This is a genomic window from Amycolatopsis sp. cmx-11-12, from assembly GCF_046269425.1.
Classification (GTDB): domain Bacteria; phylum Actinomycetota; class Actinomycetes; order Mycobacteriales; family Pseudonocardiaceae; genus Amycolatopsis.
The window spans coordinates 58,774-85,221 of the sequence record NZ_JADNQM010000033.1; the positions used below are offsets into that span (position 1 = coordinate 58,774).

The 26,448-nt window shown below is 68.2% G+C and carries 22 protein-coding genes; 7 read left to right on the forward strand and 15 right to left on the reverse strand.

Annotated features, from left to right (window positions below; genetic code table 11):
* Nucleotides 1-57 precede the first annotated feature (57 nt).
* From ACLARN_RS33820 to ACLARN_RS33830, 3 genes are read right to left on the reverse strand one after another with little or no spacing between them, the layout of a single operon-like run.
* The gene (locus tag ACLARN_RS33820; RefSeq protein WP_409495572.1) at nucleotides 58-987 is read right to left on the reverse strand and encodes a GNAT family N-acetyltransferase; all 930 of its coding nucleotides are present in this window, start codon (nucleotides 985-987) and stop codon (nucleotides 58-60) included.
* Between the two features lie 32 nt (nucleotides 988-1,019).
* Nucleotides 1,020-1,922 (reverse strand): GNAT family N-acetyltransferase, encoded by a 903-nt coding sequence (locus ACLARN_RS33825; RefSeq protein ID WP_409495536.1) that lies wholly within the window; start codon nucleotides 1,920-1,922, stop codon nucleotides 1,020-1,022.
* Complete coding sequence (locus tag ACLARN_RS33830) at nucleotides 1,919-2,782, reverse strand: class I SAM-dependent methyltransferase (RefSeq protein WP_409495537.1); 864 nt, start codon at nucleotides 2,780-2,782, stop codon at nucleotides 1,919-1,921. The genes ACLARN_RS33825 and ACLARN_RS33830 overlap by 4 nt, the downstream gene beginning before the upstream one ends.
* Before the next feature lie 304 nt (nucleotides 2,783-3,086).
* On the opposite strand from ACLARN_RS33830, the gene rpsA reads away from it, so the two are divergent.
* The gene (gene rpsA / locus ACLARN_RS33835) at nucleotides 3,087-4,601 is read left to right on the forward strand and encodes a 30S ribosomal protein S1 (RefSeq protein WP_409495538.1); all 1,515 of its coding nucleotides are present in this window, start codon (nucleotides 3,087-3,089) and stop codon (nucleotides 4,599-4,601) included.
* A gap of 163 nt (nucleotides 4,602-4,764) precedes the next feature.
* On the opposite strand, the gene ACLARN_RS33840 is transcribed toward rpsA, so the two are convergent.
* Nucleotides 4,765-4,989 carry a hypothetical protein gene (locus ACLARN_RS33840; RefSeq protein ID WP_409495539.1) on the reverse strand — a complete coding sequence of 75 codons (225 nt, stop codon included), beginning with the start codon at nucleotides 4,987-4,989 and terminating at the stop codon, nucleotides 4,765-4,767.
* Nucleotides 4,990-5,336: 347 nt separating this feature from the next.
* Between ACLARN_RS33840 and coaE the strand changes: the two genes are divergently transcribed.
* Nucleotides 5,337-6,521: a dephospho-CoA kinase gene (gene coaE / locus ACLARN_RS33845; protein WP_409495540.1), complete on the forward strand. Its 1,185-nt coding sequence runs from the start codon at nucleotides 5,337-5,339 to the stop codon at nucleotides 6,519-6,521.
* A gap of 1 nt (nucleotide 6,522) precedes the next feature.
* Here the strand turns inward: coaE and ACLARN_RS33850 are convergent, their stop codons facing one another.
* From ACLARN_RS33850 to ACLARN_RS33860, 3 genes are all read right to left on the reverse strand, one after another.
* Complete coding sequence (locus tag ACLARN_RS33850) at nucleotides 6,523-8,043, reverse strand: ArnT family glycosyltransferase (RefSeq protein WP_409495541.1); 1,521 nt, start codon at nucleotides 8,041-8,043, stop codon at nucleotides 6,523-6,525.
* A gap of 90 nt (nucleotides 8,044-8,133) precedes the next feature.
* On the reverse strand, nucleotides 8,134-9,666 hold the full coding sequence (locus ACLARN_RS33855; protein ID WP_409495542.1) for an ArnT family glycosyltransferase: 1,533 nt from the start codon (nucleotides 9,664-9,666) through the stop codon (nucleotides 8,134-8,136).
* A gap of 139 nt (nucleotides 9,667-9,805) precedes the next feature.
* The gene (locus tag ACLARN_RS33860) at nucleotides 9,806-10,321 is read right to left on the reverse strand and encodes a DUF402 domain-containing protein (RefSeq protein WP_409495543.1); all 516 of its coding nucleotides are present in this window, start codon (nucleotides 10,319-10,321) and stop codon (nucleotides 9,806-9,808) included.
* A gap of 142 nt (nucleotides 10,322-10,463) precedes the next feature.
* Between ACLARN_RS33860 and ACLARN_RS33865 the strand changes: the two genes are divergently transcribed.
* The 4 genes from ACLARN_RS33865 to ACLARN_RS33880 all read left to right on the forward strand — a co-directional run bounded on the left by ACLARN_RS33865 (nucleotide 10,464) and on the right by ACLARN_RS33880 (nucleotide 16,754).
* A complete protein-coding gene (locus tag ACLARN_RS33865) occupies nucleotides 10,464-11,720 on the forward strand; it encodes a DUF5685 family protein (protein ID WP_409495544.1) in 1,257 nt (418 codons plus the stop codon).
* Between the two features lie 59 nt (nucleotides 11,721-11,779).
* Nucleotides 11,780-13,939, forward strand: coding sequence for an excinuclease ABC subunit UvrB (gene uvrB, locus ACLARN_RS33870; protein ID WP_409495545.1), 2,160 nt, complete (start codon nucleotides 11,780-11,782; stop codon nucleotides 13,937-13,939).
* A gap of 597 nt (nucleotides 13,940-14,536) precedes the next feature.
* Nucleotides 14,537-15,109 carry an NUDIX domain-containing protein gene (locus ACLARN_RS33875; RefSeq protein ID WP_409495546.1) on the forward strand — a complete coding sequence of 191 codons (573 nt, stop codon included), beginning with the start codon at nucleotides 14,537-14,539 and terminating at the stop codon, nucleotides 15,107-15,109.
* 385 nt (nucleotides 15,110-15,494) lie between these two features.
* Nucleotides 15,495-16,754 (forward strand): helix-turn-helix domain-containing protein, encoded by a 1,260-nt coding sequence (locus ACLARN_RS33880; RefSeq protein WP_409495547.1) that lies wholly within the window; start codon nucleotides 15,495-15,497, stop codon nucleotides 16,752-16,754.
* On the opposite strand, the gene ACLARN_RS33885 is transcribed toward ACLARN_RS33880, so the two are convergent.
* The 8 genes from ACLARN_RS33885 to ACLARN_RS33920 form a co-directional block, all read right to left on the reverse strand.
* The gene (locus tag ACLARN_RS33885) at nucleotides 16,714-16,863 is read right to left on the reverse strand and encodes a LuxR C-terminal-related transcriptional regulator (RefSeq protein ID WP_409495573.1); all 150 of its coding nucleotides are present in this window, start codon (nucleotides 16,861-16,863) and stop codon (nucleotides 16,714-16,716) included. The two genes, ACLARN_RS33880 and ACLARN_RS33885, sit on opposite strands and share 41 nt — an antisense overlap.
* Nucleotides 16,815-17,369 (reverse strand): hypothetical protein, encoded by a 555-nt coding sequence (locus tag ACLARN_RS33890; protein WP_409495577.1) that lies wholly within the window; start codon nucleotides 17,367-17,369, stop codon nucleotides 16,815-16,817. Before ACLARN_RS33890 ends, ACLARN_RS33885 begins: the two co-directional genes overlap by 49 nt.
* A gap of 490 nt (nucleotides 17,370-17,859) precedes the next feature.
* Nucleotides 17,860-18,090, reverse strand: coding sequence for a hypothetical protein (locus ACLARN_RS33895; RefSeq protein WP_409495548.1), 231 nt, complete (start codon nucleotides 18,088-18,090; stop codon nucleotides 17,860-17,862).
* Nucleotides 18,091-18,290: 200 nt separating this feature from the next.
* Nucleotides 18,291-19,700: a S28 family serine protease gene (locus ACLARN_RS33900; protein ID WP_409495549.1), complete on the reverse strand. Its 1,410-nt coding sequence runs from the start codon at nucleotides 19,698-19,700 to the stop codon at nucleotides 18,291-18,293.
* A gap of 89 nt (nucleotides 19,701-19,789) precedes the next feature.
* On the reverse strand, nucleotides 19,790-20,560 hold the full coding sequence (locus ACLARN_RS33905; protein ID WP_409495550.1) for an enoyl-CoA hydratase/isomerase family protein: 771 nt from the start codon (nucleotides 20,558-20,560) through the stop codon (nucleotides 19,790-19,792).
* Nucleotides 20,561-20,592: 32 nt separating this feature from the next.
* Nucleotides 20,593-21,015 carry a hypothetical protein gene (locus ACLARN_RS33910; protein WP_409495551.1) on the reverse strand — a complete coding sequence of 141 codons (423 nt, stop codon included), beginning with the start codon at nucleotides 21,013-21,015 and terminating at the stop codon, nucleotides 20,593-20,595.
* A gap of 256 nt (nucleotides 21,016-21,271) precedes the next feature.
* Entirely contained in the window at nucleotides 21,272-22,231 is a 960-nt protein-coding gene (locus tag ACLARN_RS33915) for an ABC transporter permease (protein WP_409495552.1), read from the reverse strand.
* Nucleotides 22,224-25,115: an alpha/beta fold hydrolase gene (locus tag ACLARN_RS33920; RefSeq protein WP_409495553.1), complete on the reverse strand. Its 2,892-nt coding sequence runs from the start codon at nucleotides 25,113-25,115 to the stop codon at nucleotides 22,224-22,226. Before ACLARN_RS33920 ends, ACLARN_RS33915 begins: the two co-directional genes overlap by 8 nt.
* 334 nt (nucleotides 25,116-25,449) lie before the next feature.
* Between ACLARN_RS33920 and ACLARN_RS33925 the strand changes: the two genes are divergently transcribed.
* On the forward strand, nucleotides 25,450-26,424 hold the full coding sequence (locus ACLARN_RS33925) for a TerC family protein (RefSeq protein ID WP_409495554.1): 975 nt from the start codon (nucleotides 25,450-25,452) through the stop codon (nucleotides 26,422-26,424).
* Nucleotides 26,425-26,448 lie beyond the last annotated feature (24 nt).

The window sequence follows — 26,448 nt, forward strand, 5'->3', positions numbered from 1 at the left end:
ACCGTGCGGGGCCCACGTCACACGCAAGGGTGACGAAACCGCCACAAACCGGACTCTCTAACGCAGGGCCGAGGCCGGATGGACCTCCCAGGACGTCCACAGTGGACGATAACCCTGCCGGTGCCAGAACACCGAAGAGAGCGGGTTGGTCGGGTTGTAGTAGAGATACGTGCCGTCCGCGCCGTCGGCGTCGAACTCCTTGTGCACCACGGACATCAGTGTGCGCCCGAGGCCGCTTCCACGCAGGCCGGGGACGGTGACGACGTTGTTGACGTAGCCCCAGCGGCCGTGGGGGAGGAGTTCGGCCTCGGCCGACCCCGGCGTCGACGCGATCCAGGCGGCGTGCGCGAACGCGGCGATCTCGCCATGCCGCTCCGCCAGCCACAGCAGCGGGGCGTCCTTGTCGAGGGCGCGTTCCAGCCCGGGGGCGAGCAGGGCGCCGGCGTTGGAGCGGTACCGGGTGGCGACCTGGCCGATGTAGTCGTGTGTCGACACGGCCATCGCGAGGACGTCCTCGAAGTCCTCGGGCCGTGCCCGGCGGACGGCCACGCCGTCGTCGGTGGGTTCCTCGCGATGACTGCCGGTGCGCACGGCGAGCGCCGACATCGGCACCAGGCCGTGGTCGAGGAAGGCGCGGATCGCCTCGGCGTCCCGGCTCGGCCAGTTGACCACGCAGGACGAATCCTCACCGGGGGATTCGGCGTCCATCCACGTCTGCCACGCGCGCAGCAGCAGGTCCATGCCCTCGGTGCCGGTGTTCCCGATGAACGGGAACAACTGGCGGACGTCGGCGGCGGACCACAGCAGCGGGACGTCGTCCGGGCCGTGCAACTGGCGCTGCACCACGCCGGTGACCTGGACCCCCGAGGAGGTGGCGGCGTCCACGCGTTCGCCTGCCACCGGCGGCGGGGCGGCTTCGGGCAGGAGCCGGTCGATCGCCGCGAACCGCGTCCGGTGCGCGTCGAACAACGTCTTCTCGATATCCATCCCGTCCCCAGGGTCGACCGCGCCGATCACCGCTACCGCAGGGCCGTGGCCGGGCTCACCGCCCAAGTCGTCCACAGAGGACGGTAACCCTGCCGGTGCCAGAACACCGGGGAAAGCGGATTGGTCGGATTGTACGAGACGAAGGTACCGCGCAGCGACGGCGAGAACAGTTCGTCGTGCGCGACGGCGGTCAGCGCGCGCCCGATACCGCGGCCCCGCGCGGCGGCGGTGACCGCGAGCGTGCCGAGGTAGCCCCACTCGCCGGGCGGCAGCCGTCCGGCGAGCGCGTCACCGGAGATCGGCGAGCGTTTTCCGCCGGTCACCATCCCCACCGTGACGCCTTCTTCTTCGGCGATCCAGACGCGGCCGCCGAATTGCAGCCCGCGGCGGACCTCTTCGGCGAGCAGTGCCTTGGCCCCGGGCCGGACGACGCCGTGGCCGACGAACGAGGTGTAGCGGAGTTCTTCGAACCGGAGGTCGGTGATCTCCTCCAGATCGCCGGGTGTCGATTCCCGGACGGTCACGCCCGGCACGGTGTGCGCCGCACCCTTGGCCGGCGCGCGGACGGCCAGCGCCAGTTGTGGTGCGAGCCCGTGGTCGAGCAGGGCACGCGCGACCACGACGTCGCGGCTGGGCCAGGCGACCGTGCACGACGAATCGGGTTCGGGGTCGGCGAGCGCGATCCGCTCGCGCCAGGCGGAGAGCAGCGCGCTCATCCCCGCTCCGGCGTCGAGGGGGAGGATCGCGGAGAGGATCTGGAGGTGCGCCGGGCTCCAGAGTCGCTGCCACGAACCCGACGCGAACCGCACGTGCGCGATCGTCCCGGCGGCGCCGCCCGCCTCGACGGGCTCGCCGGGCGGGAGCGGTGGTGGCGGCGGGAGCAGCGGGTCGAGCGCGGCGAACCGTGCGCGCTGCTGCCCCGCCGTCGAGGTCATCCCCGCTGGGTGCAGAAGATCGCGGTGCCGGGGAAGAGCTTGCCGCGCAACGGGCTCCATTGCCCCCAGGTGCGGGAGTGGCCTTCCGGCCAGGCGGGCTCGATGACGTCCGTCAGTGTGAAACCGGCGTCGGCGAGCGCGCGGACGTAGTCGCCGATGGTGCGGTGGTACTCGACGTAGGTCGCGACGCCCTCTTCGTCGACCTCGACGTAGGGCGTGCGGTCGAAATACGGCTGGGTGACGGTGAGGCCCTGCGGCCCGGGGTCGTCGGGGAAGATCCACCGCATCGGGTGGGTCACCGAGAACACCCAGCGGGAACCCGGCCGGAGTACCCGGTGCACTTCGGCGAACACGACGTCCACCGAAGCCACGAACGGGACCGCGCCGAAGGCCGAGCACGCCGCGTCGAAGCTCGCGTCGGCGAACGGGAGCGACTCCGCCGTCGCCTGCACGAGCGGGACGGCGGCACCGGTCCGCTCGTTGCCCTCCCTCGCGTGCCGCAGCATTCCCGCGGACAGATCGGTCGCCACCGCGTCGGCGCCTTGCTCGGCGAGCCAGCGCGAGCACGCCGCCTGCCCGCAGCCGACCTCCAGGATCCGCTTGCCGCCGACCTCGCCCAGAAGTGCGACGTCGGCCTCGCGGACGCCCTCCGGGCACCAGACGAAGTCGGCGTCGCCGAGGAAGCCGCCGTGGGTCGCTTGGTAGTCGTCGGCGTCGGCGTCCCACCACGCCAGGTTCGCGGCCGTCGCCTCGGGCGCCGAGACCACCCGGTAGGCGACCCCCGCGGTGCCGAGCCGCTCCTCGGCCTGCGCGTGCCTTTCGGCCGCCGTTTGCTGCTCGGTGGGGGACTGCTGGCTCAAACCGATATCCTTTCCCCAGGTCAGGGCTTCGCGGGACAGTTTATCCGCCCGCCGTGATCGTGGGGGCGACCCTGATTGTGCCGTGTACAGGGGGCCGCGTAGGATATCTGTTAGCGCAGTGGGTTCGCGCTGCTCTTTCCCCCGGTTCGCTCAGCGTCCGGGTCAGGGGGTCGCGCACCGGATGCGGTGATGCTCGCGGTCGTTCCCTGTGGACGTTTGCTTATGTGGTCGCCGCATGCCGGAAGAGCCCATGGTGCCCTAACCGCAAACCCACTACTTCCCATCCACCGGAGCAACCCGCCTAATGACGACCGACACCGCCACCGCCCCGACCGCCCCCACTGGGGCCCCGCAGGTCGCTATCAACGACATCGGGTCGGAGGAAGATTTCCTCGCAGCGATCGACAAGACGATCAAGTACTTCAACGATGGCGACATCGTCGAAGGAACCATCGTCAAGGTTGATCGTGATGAGGTCCTGCTCGACATCGGCTACAAGACCGAGGGTGTCATCCCCTCGCGCGAGCTATCCATCAAGCACGATGTCGACCCGGCTGAGGTTGTCACCGTCGGCGATGAGGTCGAAGCCCTGGTTCTCCAGAAGGAGGACAAGGAAGGCCGTCTGATCCTGTCCAAGAAGCGTGCGCAGTACGAGCGCGCCTGGGGCACGATCGAGGAGCTCAAGGAGAAGGACGAGCCCGTCAAGGGCACCGTCATCGAGGTCGTCAAGGGCGGCCTCATCCTGGACATCGGCCTGCGCGGCTTCCTGCCCGCGTCGCTGGTCGAGATGCGCCGTGTGCGCGACCTGCAGCCGTACGTCGGCCGCGAGCTCGAGGCGAAGATCATCGAGCTGGACAAGAACCGCAACAACGTGGTCCTGTCCCGCCGTGCCTACCTCGAGCAGACCCAGTCCGAGGTGCGCAGCGAGTTCCTCAACGCGCTCGCCAAGGGCCAGGTCCGCAAGGGCGTCGTGTCGTCCATCGTCAACTTCGGTGCCTTCGTGGACCTGGGTGGCGTCGACGGCCTGGTGCACGTCTCCGAGCTGTCCTGGAAGCACATCGACCACCCGTCCGAGGTCGTCGAGGTCGGCCAGGAGGTCACGGTCGAGGTTCTGGACGTCGACATGGACCGCGAGCGCGTCTCGCTGTCGCTGAAGGCGACCCAGGAAGACCCGTGGCGTCAGTTCGCCCGCACCCACGCGATCGGCCAGATCGTGCCGGGCAAGGTCACCAAGCTCGTTCCGTTCGGTGCGTTCGTGCGCGTCGAAGAGGGCATCGAGGGCCTGGTGCACATCTCCGAGCTGGCCGAGCGCCACGTGGAGATCCCGGAGCAGGTCGTCCAGGTCAACGGCGACGTGATGGTCAAGGTCATCGACATCGACCTCGAGCGTCGTCGCATCTCGCTGTCGCTGAAGCAGGCGAACGAGGGCGTCACGCCGGAGACCGAGTTCGACCCCACTCAGTACGGCATGGCCGCCGAGTACGACACCGAGGGCAACTACATCTACCCCGAAGGTTTCGACCCGGACACCCAGGAGTGGCAGGAAGGCTTCGACAAGCAGCGTGAGGAGTGGGAGCGTCAGTACGCCGAGGCTCACACCCGCTACGAGGCTCACATGAAGCAGGTCGTCAAGGCCGCCGAGGCCGACGCCGAGGCAGCTGCCGACGCCGCGACCGGTGTCACCAGCAGCAGCAGCAGCAGCGACTCGGGCGAGCAGAGCTACACCTCCGCTCCGGCCGAGGCCAAGAGCGGTGGCACGCTCGCCAGCGACGAGCAGCTCGCGGCTCTCCGCGAGAAGCTCTCGGGCGGCGCTGCCTGATCCAGGCACTCAGCCAGTAGCTGACAGACAGCGGCCCCGGTCCTCCACGGACCGGGGCCGCTGTCTTGTGCCGGGATGGTCGTTTCGCCGGACTCGCGTGATCCGCCTCTGAGCACGCGTGTGCGGGGTTTGCGACTACCGCAAGTAGGTGACTAGTTGCGGTTCAGGAAGTGGCGGGCCGGACGGCCGGCACCCAGATGCGTTCGAGGGCCGCGGCGCGCGCCTTGCGGCGAAGTCCGGCGAAGCTGTGCCTGGCGGGGACCAGGAGCGCGCTCAGCCACGTGCGCCGATATTCGGCGAGGGCCTCGGCCACGGGACGATGGAGGACACAGTGCACCAGCCCCGGCGTACCGAGCCGGTGCCTTCCCGCGTGCTTGCCGTCTGCCATCGTTCCTCCGTGTGGGCTACCTTCGCCGCGCACGGTACGCAATCAAGCTCCCAAATCCGCGTAACCGCCCGGCGTGTCACTCGAAATGGTTGAGTCACGCGTCACGATGATCTTGCCTTTTGCACCCTTCTGTGCCGGATGTGCCACCTCGGTGACCCTGCGCGGTCACCGCTGGTCGCGCCACTAGGCCGTGTCTCTCAAAGCGCGCTTTCGGATTTCCGCAGCCGGGCCGCGGCATCAGCGGCCCGCCTCCGCAAACCCGAGGCCTCCGGCCGAAAAGAAACGCGCGCGTACCCTCTCCCAACCTGCCAACTTCAGTTTGGGAGACACGCCCTAGGCTGATCGACATGCTGCGTGTGGGCCTGACCGGCGGGATCGGCGCCGGAAAATCGACGGTGGCGAACCGGCTTTCCGAGCACGGCGCCGTCCTCATCGACTCCGACAAGATCGCCAGGGAGGTCGTCGAACCGGGAACACCCGGTCTCGCCGAGCTCGTCGAGGCGTTCGGGGACGACATCCTCGCGTCCGACGGTTCGCTCGATCGCGCCACGCTCGCCGCCAAGGCGTTCGCCGGCGAGGAGTCCCGCAAGCGGTTGAACTCGATCGTCCACCCGAGGGTCGGCGCCCGGACGGCCGAGCTGATGGCCGAAGCGGCGCCGGACGCGATCATCGTCCACGACATCCCGCTGCTGGTCGAAGGCGGTCTCGCGCCGATGTACCACCTCGTCGTCATGGTCGACGCGCCGGAAGAGACCCGGGTCCGCCGTCTGGTCGACGCGCGGGGGATGTCCGAGGCCGACGCGCGCGCCAGGATCAAGGCGCAGGCCACGACCGATCAGCGCCGGGCGGTGGCCGACGTCTGGTTCGACAACAGCGGCGCTCCCGACATCGTGCTCGCCGACGTCGACGCGTTGTGGGCGGACAGGCTGACCCCGTTCGAGGCGAACGTGCGGCTGCGCAAGCCGCGAGCGCCCATGTCGCCGAAGATCGCGCGGTACGACCAGACGTGGCCCGTGCAGGCCGAGCGGGCGCTCGCGCGGATCCGCATGGTGGTGGGGGACAACGCCGTGCGGGTCGATCACATCGGTTCGACGTCCGTGCCAGGGCTGCCCGCCAAGGACATTCTCGACCTCCAGCTGACGGTGTCCACTTTGGACAAGGCCGACGAGCTGTCCGACGTGCTCTCCGACGCCGGGTTCCCGCGTGCGGAAGGCGAATGGTTCGACGACGCGCATGGCGAAGACGGCACCTGGCCGAAGCGGTTCCACTTCGGCGGCGATCCACGCCGCCCGGTCAACCTGCACGTCCGCTCCCAGGAGACGCCTGCCTGGCGGCTCGCCCTGCTGTTCCCGGAGTGGCTGCGGCGGAACTCGGACGAGCGCGACGCCTACGCCGCGGTCAAGAACGCCATGGCCGCGAAGCACGCCGGTGACGGGACCGTCGAGCAGTACACCGACGAGAAACAGGTCTGGGTCGACGCGGCCTTCACCCGGGCCGACGCGTGGGCCGGGTCGGCGGGCTGGACCCCGTAGGTCACACCCGGAATTCTCGCAGGCCGGGCCACGCCGTCGTCCAGGATTCGGTATGCCCGGTGACCAGCCAGATCGGCATCCCGCGGCTCACGTTGCGGACGCCGAGCGCGTTGTCGACGCGGGACACGACGCGGGCGTCGGTGAACGAATGCCGCAGCCGCCCGGGATCGGGCCCGACGAACAGCACGGTGTCCGCGGTCTCGGGCGGATGACCGAAGTACCAGAAGCCACGGCTGGGGCTGTAGACGGCGGGTAGTCCGTAGTCGGCGCCGTACCGGTCCAGCGCTCCGGCCTGCCAGTACCCGGCGGTGACGAGGGTGGTGCGCGCTCGCTGCTCCGGCGGGAGCCGGTGATAGGCGTCCGCGACCGAACGGGCGAGGTCCGGCCAGCCGATCTCCTCCAGCGCGTACGCCGGACGAGGTACGTCCCGGCCTTCCGCGAGCCAGGCTGCGGGCCACACCGGCAGTGCGTAGGGGAGGGTGTACAGCGCGGAAAGCAGGAAAACCGGCCAGGTCGGGATCCAGCGGAACCATCGTGACGGTTTCAACTGTCCGAAGTGGACGGCCGCGCCCGCCCACAGGACGCCGAACATGCCTGCCGCGTAGTAGTACCGGCCGTTGGACAGGATGAACAGCGCGATCACGCCGACGGCGGTCCAGCCGAGGAATCGGTATTCGCGCGACCTCGGCGAGAACAGCAGGACCCAGAGTCCATAAAGGACACCGATGACCCCGATGCCGAGGCCCGCCCCGGTCAGCAGGGCCGGCAGGAAGCCCGCCCGCCCGCTCCAGCCGCCGGTGGTCTCGTGCGCGATGACATCGCCCATCTCCAGTTGTGGCCAGCCGTTCGCGGCCTGCCACCACAGGGTCGGCACGAGCGACAGTGCGGCGATACCCGCGCCGATCCAGAGTTTGGGCCTGCGTAAGAGATCCCGGGGCCCGAAGACGAGGATCGCGACCCCGGCGGCGACCCAGAACGTCGCGATGAGGAGTTTGACGTTCAGCGCGACCGCCGTGGCCACGCCCAGCCACAGCAACAGGTTGTCGTCGCGCGTCCGCATCCACCGCACGAGCAGCCACGCGATGAGCGCCCACAAGGCCGGATCGATCGTCGAGGTCGCCAGGTAGTGCCCGCTCCCGATGAACTGCCCGCAGATCGCGTACGCGGCGGCCGCACGGGTCTGGGCCCGGCGGTCCCCGCCCATCTCGTACGCGATGAGCCCGGTGAACACGACCCCCGCGGCCGTCGCGAGGACGGCGGGGAGGCGGAACACGAAGACGTCGCCCGGCGCGAGGGAATCCATCGCCAACGCCAGGAACGGCAGCACCGGCGGCTGGTCGGCGTAACCCCAGGCCAGCCGCTTGCCGGCGGAGAGAAAGTACAGCTCGTCGCCGAAGTAGCCGTACCGCCACGCCGTCGCCAGCAGGACCGCCGCGGCCGCGGCGGCGAGCAGCGCCACCGGGAGCCGGGCGAACGCCGCACTGGACGCGGTCGGTGTTTCGGCCGCGCTAGCGGCTTCCATCCATTCCTCGCAGATCCCTCGGGTGCCGGTCCTCTCGCACCCTACGTCCCACCGGCGTGGCTCGTCGGTCGTGGGAGGACCGGTGAGGGGTCAGAAGCCCCAGTCCGTGAGTCTCGGCCACACCGTGTCCCAAGTCTCGTTCCGGCCGGTGGCCAGCCAGATCTTCATGCCCTGACTCACGTTCGTGACCCCGGCCCGGTTGTCGAGCGCGCCGACCTCACGCACCTGCGTGAAGTGCGGCACAAGTACCGAAGCGTCGTTCCCGACGAAAAGGATGTCCCGTGCCGATTCCGGCGGCCTCGGGAACGTCACGTAGCCACGGTTGGGACTTGACGGCGACGGAAGGCCCAGTTCCGGTCCATAGTGGTCGATCGCGCTGGCCTGCCAGTACTTCGCCGCGATGACGCCCGTGCGGGTCGGGTCGGGAACGGCGCGGTACGCCTGTGCCACCGACTCCGTGATCTCCCGCCAGCCGATCTCCTCGGCGGAGAAGATCGGCCGCGCCCAGACCGGAGTACTCGCCAGCGTCGATTGCGGAAGGATCGGAAGGGCCTGCGGGATCGCGATCACCGTGGCCACCAGGTACACCGGCCAGGTGGCGATCCAGCGCCAGTACTTCGACGCCTGACCGGCTTCGATCTCCACCGCGGCGGCGGCGAACAGCGGGGCGAACATCCCCGCCGCGTAGTAGTAGCGCCCGTTCGCCAGCAGGAACACGGCGAGCACGCCGAGCGCGGTCCAGCCGAGGAACCGGTACGGCCGCAGCCGTTCGGATCGCAGCAGTCGCCACAGTCCGTAGCAGACGAGGACCATGCCGATCGGGATGCCGGCGCTCATCACCAGCGTCGGCACGAACGTGGCCCGCCCGCCCCAGCCGGCCGAGACCTCCTGGGAGATCGCCGCGCCCATGGTCAGCTGCGGCCAGCCGTTCGCGGCCTGCCAGATCAGCGTGGGCGTGATCATCGCGACGGCGATCAGCGCACCGAGCCAGAGCGCCGGACGGCGGAGGAGGTCGCGCGGCCCGAAGACCACCGCGGCGGCCAGCGCGACGACCCAGAAGGCCCCGATGAGGAACTTCGTGTTCAGCGCGAACCCGGTCACCACTCCGGCCCAGAGCAGGAGGCCGTCCGCGCGAATCCGCACCCACCGGACGAGCAGCCAGATCAGCAGCGTCCACAGGAACGGGTCGAGGGTGCTGGTCGCCAGGTAGTGCCCGCCACCGAGCATCTGGATGGACACCGCGAAGGTCGCCGCCGCGATCACCTGCGCCTTGCGGCCGCCGCCCAGTTCCCTGGCGATCAACGCGGTCAGCGCGACCCCGGCGACCATCGCCAGCATCGCCGGGATCCGCAGGACGAAGGGTGAATCGGCGCCGAACGCGTCCATCAGGCGCGCCAGGAGCGGCAACAGCGGCGGCTGGTCGGCATACCCCCAGTTCAGATGACGGCCGGCGGCCAGGAAGTACAGCTCGTCGCCGAAGTAGCCGTAGCGACCGGCAGTCGCCGCGAGGACCGCCCCCATCGCCCCGGCGATCGCGAGCACCGGCGTCCTGGCGAACGGCGCGACCCCCGCGCGTTCTCCTTCGCTGTGCCGCTCCCGGAGTCCCTCGGCCTCGATGACCACGGGTATCCGCCCCCTCTCGATCGGTTTCGCTCGTGATCGAGAGTCCCGCGACGCGGCGCGCGGCGAGTCCTTCGGGCGGTCAGAATCCGTTCGATCGTCCGGATGACCAGGGGTCAACCGATCGGTGGATGCCGACCGGTCAGTGCCGTCGCCAGCCGAGCGTGATGTCCTTTGTGGACAGCCAGCCTCGCAGGTCGTGGCCGTGGGTGGCCAGTCCGTCCACCGTCAGGTGACTGACGCCGAGCGCGCGTTCGCCGTCGGCGGGGGAGAGCAGCCCGGCGGTGACCGCGGCGAGGAGTTCGTCGGTGTCGATCACCTCGACGGATTTCTTGTCCCGAAGGACGAGATCGAGGTAGAGGTCGGTGGCGACCCAGACGCCGTCCTCGCGGCGGATGTCGACGACGTCGAGATAGAAGTCCTGATCGCGTTCGTGGCCGGGGTTGAACCAGAAGTCGGTGATCCGCAGGCCCAGGTCGGGCAGCAGCCAGGACTCGAGGTAGTGGAACTGAGTCCGTCCAGGGGTCGGCCGCGCCATGTAGAGGCCGAAGGGCTCTTCGCGGTACTCCTCGACGTTCCTCACGACGCCCTTGGGATCCGTGTTGGTCTTCGCGGCCGTGTCGAAGTACTCGACCTTGGGTGGGTGCAGCGCGGTCATGGGCCCATCTTGGAAGGCTCCGGCGCCCGCGGCCACCGCCCAACCGGGTGGACGATCACGGTTTCGTGGTTTCCCCGGGGTAGCGCGCCGGGGCCGGATAGGGTGCGCTGGTTCCGCCAAAGGGGTGAGTGGGAGACAACGCATGTTCGGGATCATCAGGCCGTGCCGCCACCGGCTTTCCGCAGGTCTGCACGGAGATTGGCTTGCCCATCTCTGCGGGCTCTGCCTGACGCTGCGCGACGAACACGGACATCTCGCCCGAATGGTGACGAACTACGACGGCTTGATCATCTCGGCGCTCGTCGAAGCCCAGTCGCCGCGCGTGGAGGGACGGCGCGACGCCGGACCTTGCCCGCTTCGGGCGATGAAGGGAACGTCGGTTGCGAAGGGCGGCGGCGCCCAGCTCGCGGCGGCGGTCTCCCTGGTGCTGGCCTCGGCCAAGATCAGTGACCACGTCGAGGACCGTGACGGCGCCTTCGCGCGGCGCTCCGTCGCTGTCGCCGCGAGGCGGATGGCGACGCGCTGGGCTGACCAGGGGAGCCTCACGGGCACCCGGATCGGCTTCGACACGGCGGTCCTGACCGAGGCCGTCGACCGGCAGGGCGAGATCGAACGCGCCGTTCGTCTCGGCGACTCGGCCGTCCTGGCCACCGAACCCGCCGAGCTGGCGACGTCGGCCGCGTTCGCGCACACCGCCGTGCTGGCGGGTCGTCCGGAGAACACCGCGCCGCTGGCCGAGGCCGGACGCCTGTTCGGCAGGGCCGCGCATCTGCTCGACGCCGTCGAGGACCTCGCCGAGGACGAGGCCGCCGGCGCGTGGAACCCGCTGACGGCCACCGGGACCGGGCTCGCCGAGGCACGACGGTTGTGCGACGACGCCGTACTGGGCGTCGAACTCGCCCTTCGCGAGGTGAGGTTCGAGCAGCCCAAGCTGGTGCACGCGCTGCTGGTGCACGAACTGCGGCAGGCGGTGCGGCGCGCCTTCGGGCACGGGACCCAGCAGCCCCCACCCGGGTGGATCGGCCCCGGACCTCAGCCGCAACAGCACCCCCACCAGCCCTATCCGCCCCAGCAGGGCGGTTACCAGCCTCCTCCGCCACCGCCGGGCGCACCCGGCGGCGGCGGTCCGCCCCAAGAGCCGCCGAAGAAGGGGAAACGCGGCGGACACGGCCCGGTCGACGGTCAGGGCGGCGGCTGCTGGACGCCGAAGTTCCGGGTGCCGCCCCAGCCACGGGGCTTCTTCTTCGGCTGCGCCGTGGCCACCTACATGTGCTGTTCGTGCCAGTTCTGCTGCCGCGACCCGTTCCCCGGGGCGTGGAGCGGGAAGCCGCATGACGGTTGTGCCGGGGCCGATTGCAGTTGCTGCGAGTGCTGTTCTTGCTGCGACTGCAACTGCTGAGGGGGCTGGCGACCAGGCGATCGGAGAAACTGTCGGACCTTGCGCCTACTCTGGTGGACGTGGCTTTCGCAACCGAACACCCCGTACTCGCCCAGTCGGACCACCGGCCCGTCACCGACATCCCCCGGACCGGCGGCCGGTTCGAGGTCGTCAGTGACTACAAGCCCGCCGGTGACCAGCCGGCGGCCATCGACGAGCTCGAACGCCGGGTCAACGCGGGCGAGCGGGACGTCGTGCTGCTCGGCGCCACGGGTACCGGCAAGTCGGCGACGACGGCCTGGCTGATCGAGCGCGTCCAGCGTCCGACGCTGGTGATGGCGCCGAACAAGACGCTGGCCGCGCAGCTGGCGAACGAGCTGAGGGAGTTGTTCCCGCACAACGCGGTCGAATACTTCGTCAGCTATTACGACTACTACCAGCCCGAGGCGTACATCGCGCAGACGGACACCTACATCGAGAAGGACTCGTCGATCAACGACGACGTCGAGCGGCTGCGGCACTCGGCGACGATGAACCTGTTGTCGCGGCGCGACGTCATCGTGGTCGCGAGTGTCTCGTGCATCTACGGCCTCGGCACGCCCCAGTCGTACCTGGACCGGTCGTCGAAGCTGAAGGTCGGCGAGCAGCTCGACCGGGACGTCTTCCTCCGCGCGCTGGTGGACGTGCAGTACACCCGCAACGACATCGCCTTCGCGCGCGGCACCTTCCGCGCCCGCGGCGACACGGTCGAGATCATCCCGGCGTACGAGGAGCTGGCGATCCGCGTCGAGTTCTTCGGCGACGAGATCGAGAAGCTGTACTACCTGCACCCGCTCACCGGCGACATCGTGAAAGAGGTCGACGAGGTCCGCATCTTCCCGGCCACGCACTACGTCGCGGGCCCGGAGCGGATGGAGAAGGCCATCCACGGCATCGAAGCCGAGCTGGAGCAGCGGCTGGCCGAGCTGGAGAAACAGGGCAAGCTGCTCGAGGCCCAGCGGCTGCGGATGCGCACCGCGTACGACATCGAGATGATGCGCCAGGTCGGGTTCTGCTCCGGCATCGAGAACTATTCGCGGCATATCGACGGCCGTGGGGCGGGGACCGCGCCCGCCACGCTGATCGACTACTTCCCGGACGACTTCCTGCTGGTCATCGACGAGTCGCACCAGACCGTCCCGCAGATCGGCGGCATGTACGAGGGCGACATGTCGCGGAAGCGGAACCTGGTCGAGTTCGGGTTCCGGCTGCCCAGCGCGGTCGACAACCGGCCGCTGACCTGGGAGGAGTTCAGCGACCGGATCGGGCAGACGGTGTACCTGTCGGCGACGCCGGGGCCGTACGAGATGGGGCAGGCCGGCGGCGAGTTCGTCGAGCAGGTCATCCGGCCCACCGGCCTGGTCGACCCGAAGGTGGTCGTGAAGCCCACCGAAGGCCAGATCGACGACCTGGTGCACGAGATCCGGGACCGGGCCGAGAAGGACGAGCGCGTCCTGGTCACCACGCTCACCAAGAAGATGTCAGAGGACCTCACCGACTACCTGCTCGAGCTGGGGATCCGGGTGCGGTACCTGCACTCCGAGGTCGACACGCTGCGCCGGATCGAGCTGCTGCGGCAGCTTCGCGCGGGCGATTACGACGTGCTGGTCGGCATCAACCTGCTCCGTGAGGGTCTCGACCTGCCCGAGGTCTCACTGGTCGCGATCCTCGACGCGGACAAGGAGGGTTTCCTCCGGAGCGGCACGTCACTGATCCAGACGATCGGCCGCGCGGCGCGAAACGTGTCGGGCGAGGTGCACATGTACGCGGACAAGATCACCGACTCGATGCGGCACGCCATCGACGAGACCGATCGCCGTCGCGCCAAGCAGGTCGCCTACAACGAGGAGCGCGGCGTCGACCCGCAGCCGCTGCGGAAGAAGATCGCCGACATCCTGGACCGCGTCTACAGCGAGGCCGAGGACTCGGAGGAGACCGTCGCCGTCGGCGGTTCGGGCCGCAACGTGTCGCGCGGCAAGAAGCCCGAGCAGGGCGACCGGGTGCGCAGCTCCGGAATGCTCGTCGACAAGGACGTCTCCGGGATGCCGCGCGCCCAGCTGGCCGACCTCATCCAGCAGATGACCGACCAGATGATGCAGGCCGCCCGCGACCTGCAATTCGAACTGGCCGCCCGCCTGCGAGACGAGGTCTCGGACCTGAAGAAGGAGCTGCGCGGCATGGACGCGGCCGGTATCAAGTAACCGCGTTTCGATGTCGCGAGTGGTGGGCGCCCATGCGGCTGAGTGTCCCCAATGTCGCATTGGTGTCGCTGAGCGTCTCCAATGCGGCATTGGGGACAGTGACCGCGCAGTGGCGGGTAGCGAAGGACTCCTTCACTACCTTCAGGGTAGGCAAGGAGGCCTTCGCGGCCAGGTGAACGCGCACACAGGGCGGCCACACGCCACGCTGGATGCGGTACACGACCTTACGACACGAACTTCCGGCGCAGAACGAGGAAGTTCGTGCGTTTAATCCTGGATTCCCTTGCGGCAGGTCTGGATGTCGCCACGAGGGCGGCTCGTCCGGTGTGGACGCGATTGGCGTGACGGTGAGTGCGCCTGAGGCGCCCGGGAACACTCCAGAACACCGCGGATCCGCGCTCGGCGTTGCGGCAGAAGTGTGAGTCGTCAGCCCCTTTCTTATTTCCATGGTCCATCGGAAACGGGAAACCGTGGGCATGATCGCTGTGCTGATGCGATGTTCGTCGATATCGTATGGTCCTGGGGTTTCCAACGTTGGATGCGTGGCCGAGTGAGGCGATTCGGTCCGGATTTGGTGCTGACAAATAAGGTGGTCAGGTGACACTCGTCGACGGCTGCGGTCCGATCTCTGAATTCGGGTGGAAACGACTCGGTACCGACGTCGTGCACAAGAATCGATGGTTCGAGGTCCGAGCGGACGACGTGATCCGTCCGGACGGGGGCCGTGACGTCTACTCGCATGTGGTCGCGCCGAATTCGGTGACCATATTGGCGCTCGACGGCGCGGATCGGGTGGTACTCACCAGACAGTGGATCTACACGCACGGTTCGGTTCAATGGCGGTTGCCGGGAGGCGGGGTCGAGAGGGACGACGTCGATCCCCTCGCCGCCGCTCGCCGCGAACTCGCCGAGGAGACCGGTTTGCGGGCTTCCGCTTGGGAACCGCTGGGCGTGATCCACAGCGCCGACTCCTTGAGCAATCATGTCGATCGGATCTTTCTCGCGACCGGATTGACCTGTCATGGTCAATCTCTCGGGCCGGGTGAGGCGGATCTGATCGTGACGAGGCTGCCTTTCGGAGACGTTCTCGATCTCGTCGGATCGGGTCAGTTGCCGCACGCGGGGAGCGCGCACGCGGTGCTGGCCATGGCGCTTCGGATGTCGCGTTGACGTTTCCCGTTGTCCTGGCCGGTTGCCACGGGGAAGCCCATTCTGAACCTCGTCTCGACCTGTCATCGTCGAATGACAGATCGAGTCATCGAGAGAGGTGCAGACGATGCGTTCGTTCCTTACCTTGGCTGTGGCGGTCAGGATCGCTGTAGCGTGCTTGCTGGTCGGTTTCATTCTTGGCATCTATGCCGGAGGGGTTCCGGTCGGGCCGAGTTGACCGGAGGAGGGGGCGGATCTTGGGAACGGCGATGGCACGCCAAGTCGTCCGCGCGGGCACCGTCTCGTGACGGGTGCACGACCGGGACACCTCGCCGGAGAATTCGAGCAGGTGCCGATCCTGAAGAGGAGGTGAGCAGTGCCGGGAGAACCGGGTTTTGGCGCTGAATTGCGCAGGCGGAGGGAGACGGCAGGTATCTCCCTCACCGAATTGGGGGTCCGCGTCCACTACAGCAAGGGCCACCTGAGCAAGATCGAATCCGGGCAGAAGGCGCCGACTGTTCAGCTGGCCCGTTTGTGCGACGCGGCGGTGGATGCGGAGGGCGAACTGCTCCGGCTCGTGGCGGACGGTGTCGTGGCGGGCGCGTCCGTCAGGGAACTCGACGCCGTGGAGCGAGATGGCTGGACCTTGGGTGTGACGCCGGGAGGCGCGGGCTTTTTCGTACCGGGAGGGGAACAGGTACCGAAGGAGACCGAGTTCGGTATGACCTTCGGCGACCGGGCCACCTACAGCGGGGATGTGACCACGCTCGCCGCGATGTTCTGGAGCCGGTTCGAGACCGCGCGCCGCCTCGGCCAGGTGGCGGGCCCCGCGGTCGTACTTCCCGGGGTCATCGCCGACACCCAGACCTTGCGGGGGGTGGCGAGCAACGCTTCTCAAGAGGATCGCCCGGTGCTCTGGCGGCTGGCGGCGCGTTACGCTGAATTCGCCGGTTGGATGACGCAGGAGGCAGGCGACGACCGGATGGCACTCTGGTGGACCGAGACCGCGGTGCGGATGGCCGTACTCGGTGGCGATCACTCGCTCTCCACCTACGCGCTGGTTCGGCAAGCCGATGTCGCGTTGCACGCCGCGGACGCGCTGACCACGATCTCCCTCGCCCGTCAGGCCCAAGTCGACGAGCGGATCCCGGCACGCATTCGCGGTTTGGCCGCGCAACGGGAGGCGCAGGGACATGCGCTGGCCGGGGACCACGCGGCCTGCCGGCGCGCGCTGGATCTGTCCGCCGAATTGCTCGGTGCCGCCGAGGCGCGAGACGGCACTCCCGAACTGGGAACCACGCACACGCCGGATCTGAGTGTTCTGGTGGGAGGCTGGTGTCTCTACGATCTCGGACTGCCGGCGGAAGCGGCCGAAGTGCTCGATCGAGGGGTGACGCGATTCGCCCCCGACGCGCATCGCAGCCGCGCGCGCTACGTCACCCGTGCCGCCCTCGCCTACGGCACCGCGGGAGAGCTCGACCGGGCCTGTGAGCTGATGACCTCCGTGCTCGATCATCTGCACCTGATCGACTCGGCCACGATCCGGCACGATCTCAGGCAGCTGACTCAAGTACTGGCTCGACGGCAGAATCACGCGGTGGCAAGGGAAGTGCGGCAGAGGTTGGTCACCGTGCTGCGGATGCCGGGCGGTGCGCCCGCGAGGTGACCGCCGCCGCGACTCCGGCCGCGAACCGGTTGCCGACGCCGAACTTCTCGTAGATCGCCTTCACGTGCCGCCGGACCGTCGTGACACTGATTCCGAGCAGCCGAGCGATCGCCTCGTCACATGTTCCGGCAGCAGGCCGAGGATCCGATGCTGGATCACGGTCAGCGGGCCCGAAGGCGTGCTTGCCGGCGTCACCGTCCCTTGTGCCGACCAGAGCGGGTCGAACCACTCCGCGAGCAACTGGAGCAGGAGCGGTGATCGGATGACGAAAGCGGAGGGGGAACCTTGATCGACCGCGGAAAGCGCTGCGATTCGGGCGTCGATATGAATCATTCGAGAAGGAAGGTGCTCACGAGTGCGGAATTCATCTGAGGGGGCGGCCCGGTGTGAGAACATCGCCGCCTCGCCGCCCTCCCACACAAGGGTCTGGCGTCGAATTCGGGCGGCGTTGTCCGACGCCGAGAGAACGGCTTCCCCTGGTGACACGACGCGCACTCGGCGCTCGGCCTGATGGTGAAGTTCGGCGAATGTCGCGTCGATTTCGGCGATGTTGGCGAGTCGTCGCAGGTCGATGGGCCCGTTGGACATGGTGGCGGCCGATCTTGTCGAGGTCACTGCGGACTCCTGGTGGCGTTTGAGGTCCGCGGCCCCCCTCCCAGGACCGCGGACCTCTTCAGCATCGCGCACGCGGGGCGAGCTGCGCGCGGTTTTCTGTTTCCACTGAGGCAGGCGACAGGAAACGATCTTCCGCGGGCTCGGGCGGCGGTGGTCTGCTACCACAAAAGCCCGGTCGAAGGAATGGTAATTACTTGCCATTGAGGCGTTTCGATGGGCGATACGTTCCGCGGCATTCTTGTCAACCCTTGGAGCATCGAGAGGCCGGTGCCGAACGGATTGTCCTGCGGGGAGATCGCTCCCAGATGGTGTGACGCGACATCGGCCGCCGCGGCGAACCCCGGGCGAGTGTTTTGTTCTTGAGGTCTCCAACACTTTCGAGGTCAGTCCGGTGATACCTCGTCGCATCTCGACGGGTGTCGATCCGGAAAGTGCGAGCAGGGCGAGACCCAGATGAGCCGCGTCGACGAGGAAAGCGGGCGAGTCGGCGTCATCGATGATCTTGCTCAGTTCTTTGCCTCGCCATCCGGACCGTGTCGGGGCCGAACGCCGAAGCCGCGGCGAGGGCGGTCGTGAGCGAACCGATCGCCTCGGTCAAATCCGGCGACGACGTCGTGCTTTGCCGGAGTAGCCGATGGGTGAGTGCCAAACCGAGGTACAGAGCGACCTCGGGCTCCGCGGGGCTTTCCGGCGGAAGCGCGTCTGTCGCTACTCCGGTCATCCGCCTCCAGCGTCACGAACCCACTGACGCGCGTGACACCGCGTCGTCGAAGGCCGTGCACAGCTCTTCGAACGCGGTAACGCTGGAATCATCGCCCTCGTCAGTCCTCCCCACCATCGCTGGCAACCCTAGCGTCGGGAAAGAAGGGGCGGAAGTGACGAGAAGTTGTCATTTCCGCCCCTGCCGCGAGACCACGATCGTCAGAGGCGCGGGCGGTGAAGCAGGGTCAGGTCCGCGTCGAAGTCCGGGAACCCGGCGGGCGCCGAACGTGTGGTCACCCCGGGCGAAACCGGAGGTAGCCCCGCCCATCGCCGCACGGTGTTCGTCGCTTCGGCGGCCTGGGCCGCCGGAAGCTGCGTGATCCGGGCGCCGTGGTTCCCGCCCGGCACCGTGTAGCTATACGAGTCCTTCGTGCCGAAGCCCAGCCGGAACGGTTCGGCACCCCAAGGGTCGTTCTCGCCGTAGACGAACAGCAGCCGCTTGCCCTGCGTCTTCACCCAGAAGTCGATGTCCGGCATCGCCAGGTGATCGAACCGCGGGATGTCGACCGACTTCGGCACGAACGTCCGCGACACGTTGGCGCCCGGGTAGCGCAGCAGATCCCGGAGATAGCCTTCGTAGGACTCGGGGGCGCCGAGCTGGTAGGCCGCTTGGAAGTAGTAGGGGACGTAGATCCTGAGGCTCTGGTCGGAGTACGTGTTGAGGCTTTCGACGCGTTCGAACCAGGCGTAGACCTCGGTCGCCGGCGCGCCGGCCTTCGGGATCGTCGCGCAGTCCGCCTGCTTCTGGTACTGCCAGAAAGCGAAGTACGAGTCGATGACCGAGATCTCCAGTGAGATGTCGGCCGAGCCGACGGTCGTGAACGTCAAACCGAATTTGGCCGCGTCGGCGGCGGCGAGCGCCGCGAACTCCGCGCGCCGGGTCAACACGTCACGCTGGATCGCCTTCAGCGCCGACCGGCAGGCCGGGTCGTTGCCGACGTTCGCCAGGAACCGGTTGTAGCGGTCGTGCGAGTTGATGACGTCGTTGGGTGCGACGTAAGGGATCGTCGCGTCGACGTCATTCGGAAAAAACCTACGGAAGTAGGTCGCCGTCATGCCGCCCTTGCTGGCGCCGGTCGCGAGCCACTTGCCAGGGTAGATCCGCTTGAACGCCTCGACAGCGCGGTGCTGGTCGGAGGCGGCCTGCCAGATCGTCAGTTGCTTGCCCCAGTCCGGCCGTTCCGGTCGCGAGGGGGTGAAGAACCGGTACTCCATCGACAGCTGATTGCCGTCGACGAGCTGCGTCGGCTCCGAGCGGTTGGGGGAATCTCCCACGTTGTACCCGCTCGTGTACACCACGGTCGGCGAGCGGAATTCCTTGTGCAGCAAGGTGAATCGCTGCTGGAAGGTACCGGCGGACGGCTTGCGGTGGTCGACGGGCTGGGTGTAGGCGAGTTTGAAGAACCGGTATCCGGTCGGCGCCGGGTTCTCCGAGACGACGGTCAGGCCGGGGATCCGGCCGAGCGACTCCTTGATGTCTTCGGGTGCCGCCTGCGCGGCCGGGGTCAGCCCGGCCAGTGCGAGAACCGTGATCGCCAAAACCGACCACGCGGCCGTGAGCTTCCGCATTCATGCCCTCCCCATCGGGACCTGTTGAGCGGTCGGATACTCACAGAGTCCGCGTCGGTGGGCAATCGCCTATCCGGTCGAGCCTGAAGTCAGGCCTGCCCGCCCAGCACCCGGTCGACATAGGCCTTGATGGCCGCGAGCGCCTCGGGGGAGCTCCACAGTTCGAGGACGTGGGCGTCGTCGCCGGTGCGGTGTTCGGCGATCCGCTCGTGGAACGGCCGATGCAGCTGCGCCTTCGTATGCGCGTACGCGGCCGCAGGGATCTCGGCGAGTTTCCCGGCCACCTCCACCGCTCGCCCGACGACGTTTTCGGGCGCGGTCACCTCGTTCACCAGGCCGAGCCGGAGCGCGTCCGCGGGCAGGTGGGTCTCGCCGAGGAACGCGAGTTCGGCGAGGATGTCGGCGCCGAACCCGGAGCGCAGGATCTCCAGCGCGGCCAACGGGAACGGGACGCCGACGTGCAGTTCGGTGATCCCGATCCGGCTCGGGCCGTCGGCGAGGACACGGCGGTCGCAGGCGGCGGCGAGCACCGCCCCGCCGGCGATCGCGTGACCGTTGACGGCCGCGACCACCGGACCGGGGAAGCCGAACACCGAAAGGAACGCGTCGGACAGCGCGGGCAGGAAGTCCTCGATGTAGTCCGAGCCGCCGTCGTGCACTCGCCGCAGGTCGACGCCCGCCGAGAAGATGCCGCCGGTACCGGTGAGCACGACTCCGCGAAACCCGCCGAGCTGGACGTCTTCGAGCCGGACCGCCAGTTCCTGGCAGAACTCCGTGTCGAGGGTGTTCGCCTTACCGTGCTGGAGGGTGACGACGGCGATCCCGCCTTCGTCGTCCACGCGAATCGAAGAGGTGGCCATGGGCCGACCGTACCCGATCTACAGTGGACCGCTCAGTCCTTGAGGTGCACGGTGATCGTCGGGCTGAAGGACCGCTTGCGGTTCCAGCCGGACTCGGCGCCGATGCTCAGCTGGATGGCCCGGTCGGCGGGCGCCCAGTAGCCGGTGCGGACGAAGTACGCGTCCATCGCGCACAGCCTGCTGCACGATTTGCGGTTGCAGATGGTCTCCCAGCCCCATTGCCTGCCGCTCTCTTCGACGCCGTTGCGGCGGACGAACAGATGTGGGTTGCCGATGTCGCGGCAGTAGGCGCTGCCCTCGGAGATGTAGAGGACCCCGTCGATCTTGTAGAACCGCTTGTTGTCGAGAAGCGTCACCTGACCCGAAGCGGCGAACCCGACCCGGCCGCCCTTGTCGGCGGTCATGGTCCAAGCAAGAGAGAATTCCTGGACCGGAATCTCCAGTGACTGGGTCATGATGATGTCCCCGCTTTCTTCTCGCGTCGGCACCTTTCCCTGAAGATAAGGATTTCTCAGGGGCCACCGAAGCTGAAGGGGAACTTTTCACCCGATGAGTCGATGATCGGAAAATCGATGTTCTCATGCGCATGAAACACCGGTTTCCGGCGCTAATGGGTGAAGGTCGCCACGGCCAGTGAAAACCGGGGCCCACCAGGGAAGAGAATTTCGTCTTCCCGGTGGGCCCCGGTGGTTTTCCGGTGCGGAAACGGTCTCAGCTGGTGATGTCCTTCGTCGCGAACCGGCGACCGGCCAGCAGGAAGAAAACCGTCCCGTACAACGCCGCCGACAGCATGCCGTTGGCCATGTTCGTCCAGTCGATGTCGGTCGAGATCAGATCCATCCACGAGAACGCGAAATGCGTCGGCAGGTAGTCCCGCAGCCCTTCCAGAGCGGTGATCTGGTCGAGGATCTGCGAAACGATCGCGACGATCACCGCGCCACCGACGGCGCCGAGCGGGGCGTCGGTGGCGACCGAGAGCAGCATCGCCAGCCCGGCCACCCACGCGAGCTGCAAGATGATGTAGATCGTCGCCAGCCCCATGGCGATGAGACTGTCGCCGAACGACACCGCGTCCCCGGTCGGGCTGATCGCGTCCCCTGCGCCGTACCAGATGACGCCGACCACCAGCGACACCAGCGGCAACAGGATCAGCGCGACCGCCGAGAGGATGCCGGAGACGATCGCCTTCTGCCGCAGCACCCGATGCCGGGGGACCGGCATCGCGAGCAGGTACTTCAGGCTCGACCACGACGCCTCGCTCGCGATCGTGTCGCCGTAGAACAGCGCCACGATCATCGGCAGCAGGAACGTCCCGGAGACGAACAGCGCGAGCACCACGAAGTTCGGCGCGCTCGCCGTGGCGAGGTCGACGAATCCGCCGCTGCGGCGGTTCGGGTTGGCCTGCCCGATCTCGAACGCGATCACCAGGATGAACGGCAGCAGCGCGACGAACCCCAGCATGAGCTGGGTCCGCCGCCGTTTGAGCTGCCGTTTCAGTTCGACGCCGAGCCGTAGCGTCCGATCGGCGCGGTAACCCGCCACCGCCCCGTCCGGGCCGACCTCGGTCCGTTCGTGCGACGCGACCTCCGTCAGCTCCAGCAGTGCCGCCGGATCGGTGTGCACGCCGTGATCCGCCCGGGTCACCGGGCCGGAACCATTGGTCTTACTCACCCTTCGAGTCCTCTCCGACCAGCTGCAGGAACGCGTCTTCCAGACGGCGCCGCGGCCCGGCCTGCTCGACCGCGACCCCGGCCCGCACGAGGGCGGCGACCGCCTCGGCGCGTGCGAGACCGTCGAGATCCGCGTGGACCAGTTCCCCGTCGACGTCGACGCCGGAAACGCCGCCGACCTTCCGCAGCGCTTCGGCCGCTTCGGCGGGCTTGTCGACCCGGAACGTCGCCTCGCCGCTGGACGCGGCCAGTTCGCCGACCTCACCCGAGGCGACCAGCATGCCGCGGTGCATCACGACCACGTGCGTACAGGTCTGCTCGACCTCGGCCAGCAGATGGCTCGACACCACCACGGTGCGTCCCGTCGCCGCGTAACGCTGGAGCACCTCGCGCATCTGGTGGATCTGTGGCGGGTCGAGCCCGTTGGTCGGTTCGTCGAGCACCATGAGCTCCGGCAGGCCGAGCATCGCCTGCGCGATCGCGAGCCGTTGCCGCATGCCCTGGCTGTAGGTGCGGACCCGCCGGTTCACCGCGTCGCCGAGCCCGGCGATCTCCAGCGCCTCGGCGAAATGCGCCCTTTCCCTTGGACGACCCGTGCTCGCCCAGTACAGCTCCAGGTTCTCCTTGCCGGACAGGTGCGGCAGGAAGCCCGAACCCTCCACAAAGGACCCGATCCTGGACAGCACCGGCGCACCGGGCGCGATCAGGTGGCCGAACACCCGGATGTTCCCGGCGGTCGGCGTGATCAGTCCCATCAGCATGCGCAGGGTCGTCGTCTTGCCCGCGCCGTTCGGCCCGAGCAGGCCGAGGACCTGGCCGGGTTCGACCCGGAACGACAGGTCCTTCACCGCGACGAAGCCGCCCGCGTAGGCCTTGTGCAGTCCTTCGATCACCAACGGCGTCTTCGCCAGGCTCTCGTCGACGTCGTGGGCGCGGCGGCGGCGGAACGCGGCGAACACCGCGATCGCGATGCCCGCGAGCAGCGTGCCGCCGATCCCGAGCAGTTGTGCGACGGGCGCCGGCGTACCGACCGAGTTGCCGGGGACGACCGGGACGCCGAGCTGTCCGCCGTCCGCGAGTCCGATGCGGAACACCGCGGGCTCGACCGGGGTCGCGAACGCCTGGTCCGTGGTGCCGACGACGAGCCGGAGCGTGTGCCCGGCTTCCAGCGGCCGCACGATGCCCGGCAGGGTCACCGTCACCTCGACCGGGCTGCCGTCCGCGGGCAGACCGGAAACGCGGAACGGCGCGACGGCGTTGGCCGGAAGCGTGCGGACACCTTCCGAGTTGACGTCGTAGAGCTTCGCGAACAGGACCGCTTCCTTCTGTGGTGCCGCCGCGGCCGGATCCGCCGAGACCTGCAACCTGACCGTGGACGAACCGGCCACGATGGTCTGCGCGTCGAGCGGTCGCGTCGCGAACTGCGCGGCCTGACCAGGTGGGTCCACACTGAACAGTCCGGACAGCCGGGAGGAGCCCGCCACCGCTCCGTTCAGTCCGGGGATCCCGCTCACCGCGGCGGGGTTGCCGCCCGCGGGCCGGACGACCGGCTGAGCCGGACCCTCCAGTGCGAACGACCGCCGCTCGGTGGCGTCCCCGGTGGCGCCCGGGTACGCGGGCGCCGTGACGGTCCGGACCGAGGGGGCGCCGTTGGCCCGCAACGTGCCCTGGATGTCGTAGCTGAACCCGGTGCCGGGATCGGTGCCCTGTCCGGTCAGCGAGAACTTGAGGAAGTCGGCGATCTGAGCCCGCAGCTTCTGCCCGGGCTTCCCGCCGTCGTGGCCGCCGGTGTACCAGATCGTGCGGACCTTGCCGCCCGCCGCGGCGATCTGCCTCGCGGTCGCGTCGGACTGGTCCAAACCGAACAAGGTGTCGCTTTCGCCCTGCACCAGCAGGGTCGGCACGGTGATCTTGTCCGTCACGGACGCGGGGGAGACGCGGCGGAGCAGGTCGACGGTGCGCTGGCTCGCCTTGCCGGTGGTCGCGAGTTCGGTGTACGCCTGACAGACGTCGGCGGTGAACTGTCCACAAGGGTCGGCGGGGCCGGGCGTCGGACGCTGGCCGTTCGGACCGCCGAGCGGAAGGGCCTGCGCCGCGGCACCCGCCGCGCCGGTGCCCTGGGAGGCCCCGGATTCGCTCGTCTCGTCACCGGCTTCGGGGGCGTCGTTCGACGGCGATCCACCCTGCGCCGCACCGGAACCGGCGGAGAAGAAGATGCCAGCCCACGACCTCTTGAAGACGCCGTCCGCGGTGAACGCGCCGGCGGCGGGAGTGGTGGCGGCCGACGGCGTGGCCGAGGCGGCGTTCGGGAAGAGGCCCTGCGCGAGGTCGTTGTAGGTGATGACCGGCGCGATCGCGTCGACCCGCTTGTCGGTCCCGGCGAGCAGAAGGGAAAGCGCCCCGCCGTACGACGCGCCGGACACGGCCACCTTCGGGTCGCCGTTCTCGCTGAGGACTTCGGGCCGCTTGGCCAGATCGTCGATCAGCTTCCGGGCGTCGGCGACTTCGCGGTCGGGGTCGTTCAGCGCGATCTTCCCGGTGCTGCGGCCGAAACCGCGAGCGGACCAGGCGAGCACGACGAAACCCTTCTCGGCGAGTTCGCGGGCTTCGGTGGCGACACTGTTCTTGTCGCCGCCGAAACCGTGGGCGAGCAGGACGGCGGGCGCCGGGGTCTGCTCGGGGACGTACAGCGTCGTGTCGATTTTGACGACCTCCGACGAGCCCGGTGTTTCGGGCAGGTCGAGGATCGCTTCCTGGGTTTTCACTGCGGACGGCGCGGGATCGCTGTTCGTCCACACGACGGCCGCGGCGGCCAGGACCACCACGACCGCGGCGAGCGCGGTGAGCTTCGCGCCTCGCGTGCGAGGGAGCGGGATTCGGGGCACGGAATGACCGTATTCGCCCGAAGCTGAGAACGCCTCGCCGAGTTCACTCAGACCACACAAGTGTGACGTTAGGTGCTCCGCCGAAACGGGTATCTCTCAGTGAGCGGCGGCGAGTGTGACGGGAGTTACGCCATCATCTTGGTGACAAGGGCAACCTTAACTGGCGTCACGCGTACAGACAGGTCAAACTGGACCAGCTGTGAGGGGAGTATTCCTTCGCGGCGGTGTCGTCAGCACGGTGGTCTTCGCAGGCCCCCGGCACCGTCGGCCGGTTCCACCGGCGGAAGAGACCTCCGGTTAGTCGCTGCTGTGCACTATCCGGAGGGTTGGTTACATGTCTGTTCCCCTGTGGCTATGGATCGCCACGGTCGGCGGTCTGCTCGCGCTGATCGCACTCGACCTGGTCATCGTCGATCGCAAGCCGCATGAGGTCACCACCGGTGAAGCCGCGCGGTGGGTCATCTTCTACGTCGCCGTGGCCGTCGCGTTCGGCATCGGTGTCTGGGTCTTCGCGGGACACGATCCCGGCGTCGAGTTCTTCACCGGGTACATCACCGAGTACTCGCTGAGCGTCGACAACCTGTTCATCTTCATGATCATCATGACGTCGTTCAAGGTGCCCGCGATCCACCAGCACCGGGTGCTGCTGATCGGCATCCTGCTCGCGCTCGCCATGCGCAGTGTGTTCATCGCCGTCGGCGCCGCGCTGATCGCGCAGTTCGTCTGGGTCTTCTTCCTCTTCGGTGCCGTCCTCATCTGGACCGCGGTCAGCATGGTCCGCAACAAGGACGAGGGCGAGGAGTACGAGGAGAACGCGCTCACCCGCTGGGTGCGCAAGCTCTTCCCGGTCACCAACGAGTGGCACGGCCACAAGTCGTTCGTGAAGAAGGACGGCAAGCGCTGGATCACCCCGATGTTCCTGGTGATCGTCGCGATCGGCAGCGCGGATCTGCTGTTCGCCGTCGACTCGATCCCGGCGATCTTCGGCATCACGCAGGAGGCCTTCCTGGTCTTCACCGCCAACGCGTTCGCGCTGATGGGCCTGCGCCAGCTCTACTTCCTGCTCGGTGGCCTGGTCACCAAGCTGGTGTACCTGTCCTACGGCCTCGCGGTGATCCTCGCCTTCATCGGCGCCAAGCTGTTCCTGCACGCGCTGCACGAGTACCACGTCGTGCCGGACTGGCTGGACATCAACAACTGGGTCTCCCTCAGTGTCATCGTCGTGGTCCTGACGGTGACGACGGTGGCCAGTCTCGCGAAGGCGAAGAAGCTGGAAGCCGCTGAGCAGGAGTCTTCGATCAGTAGTTAGAGCTGCTAAGGATCGGGTACCGTC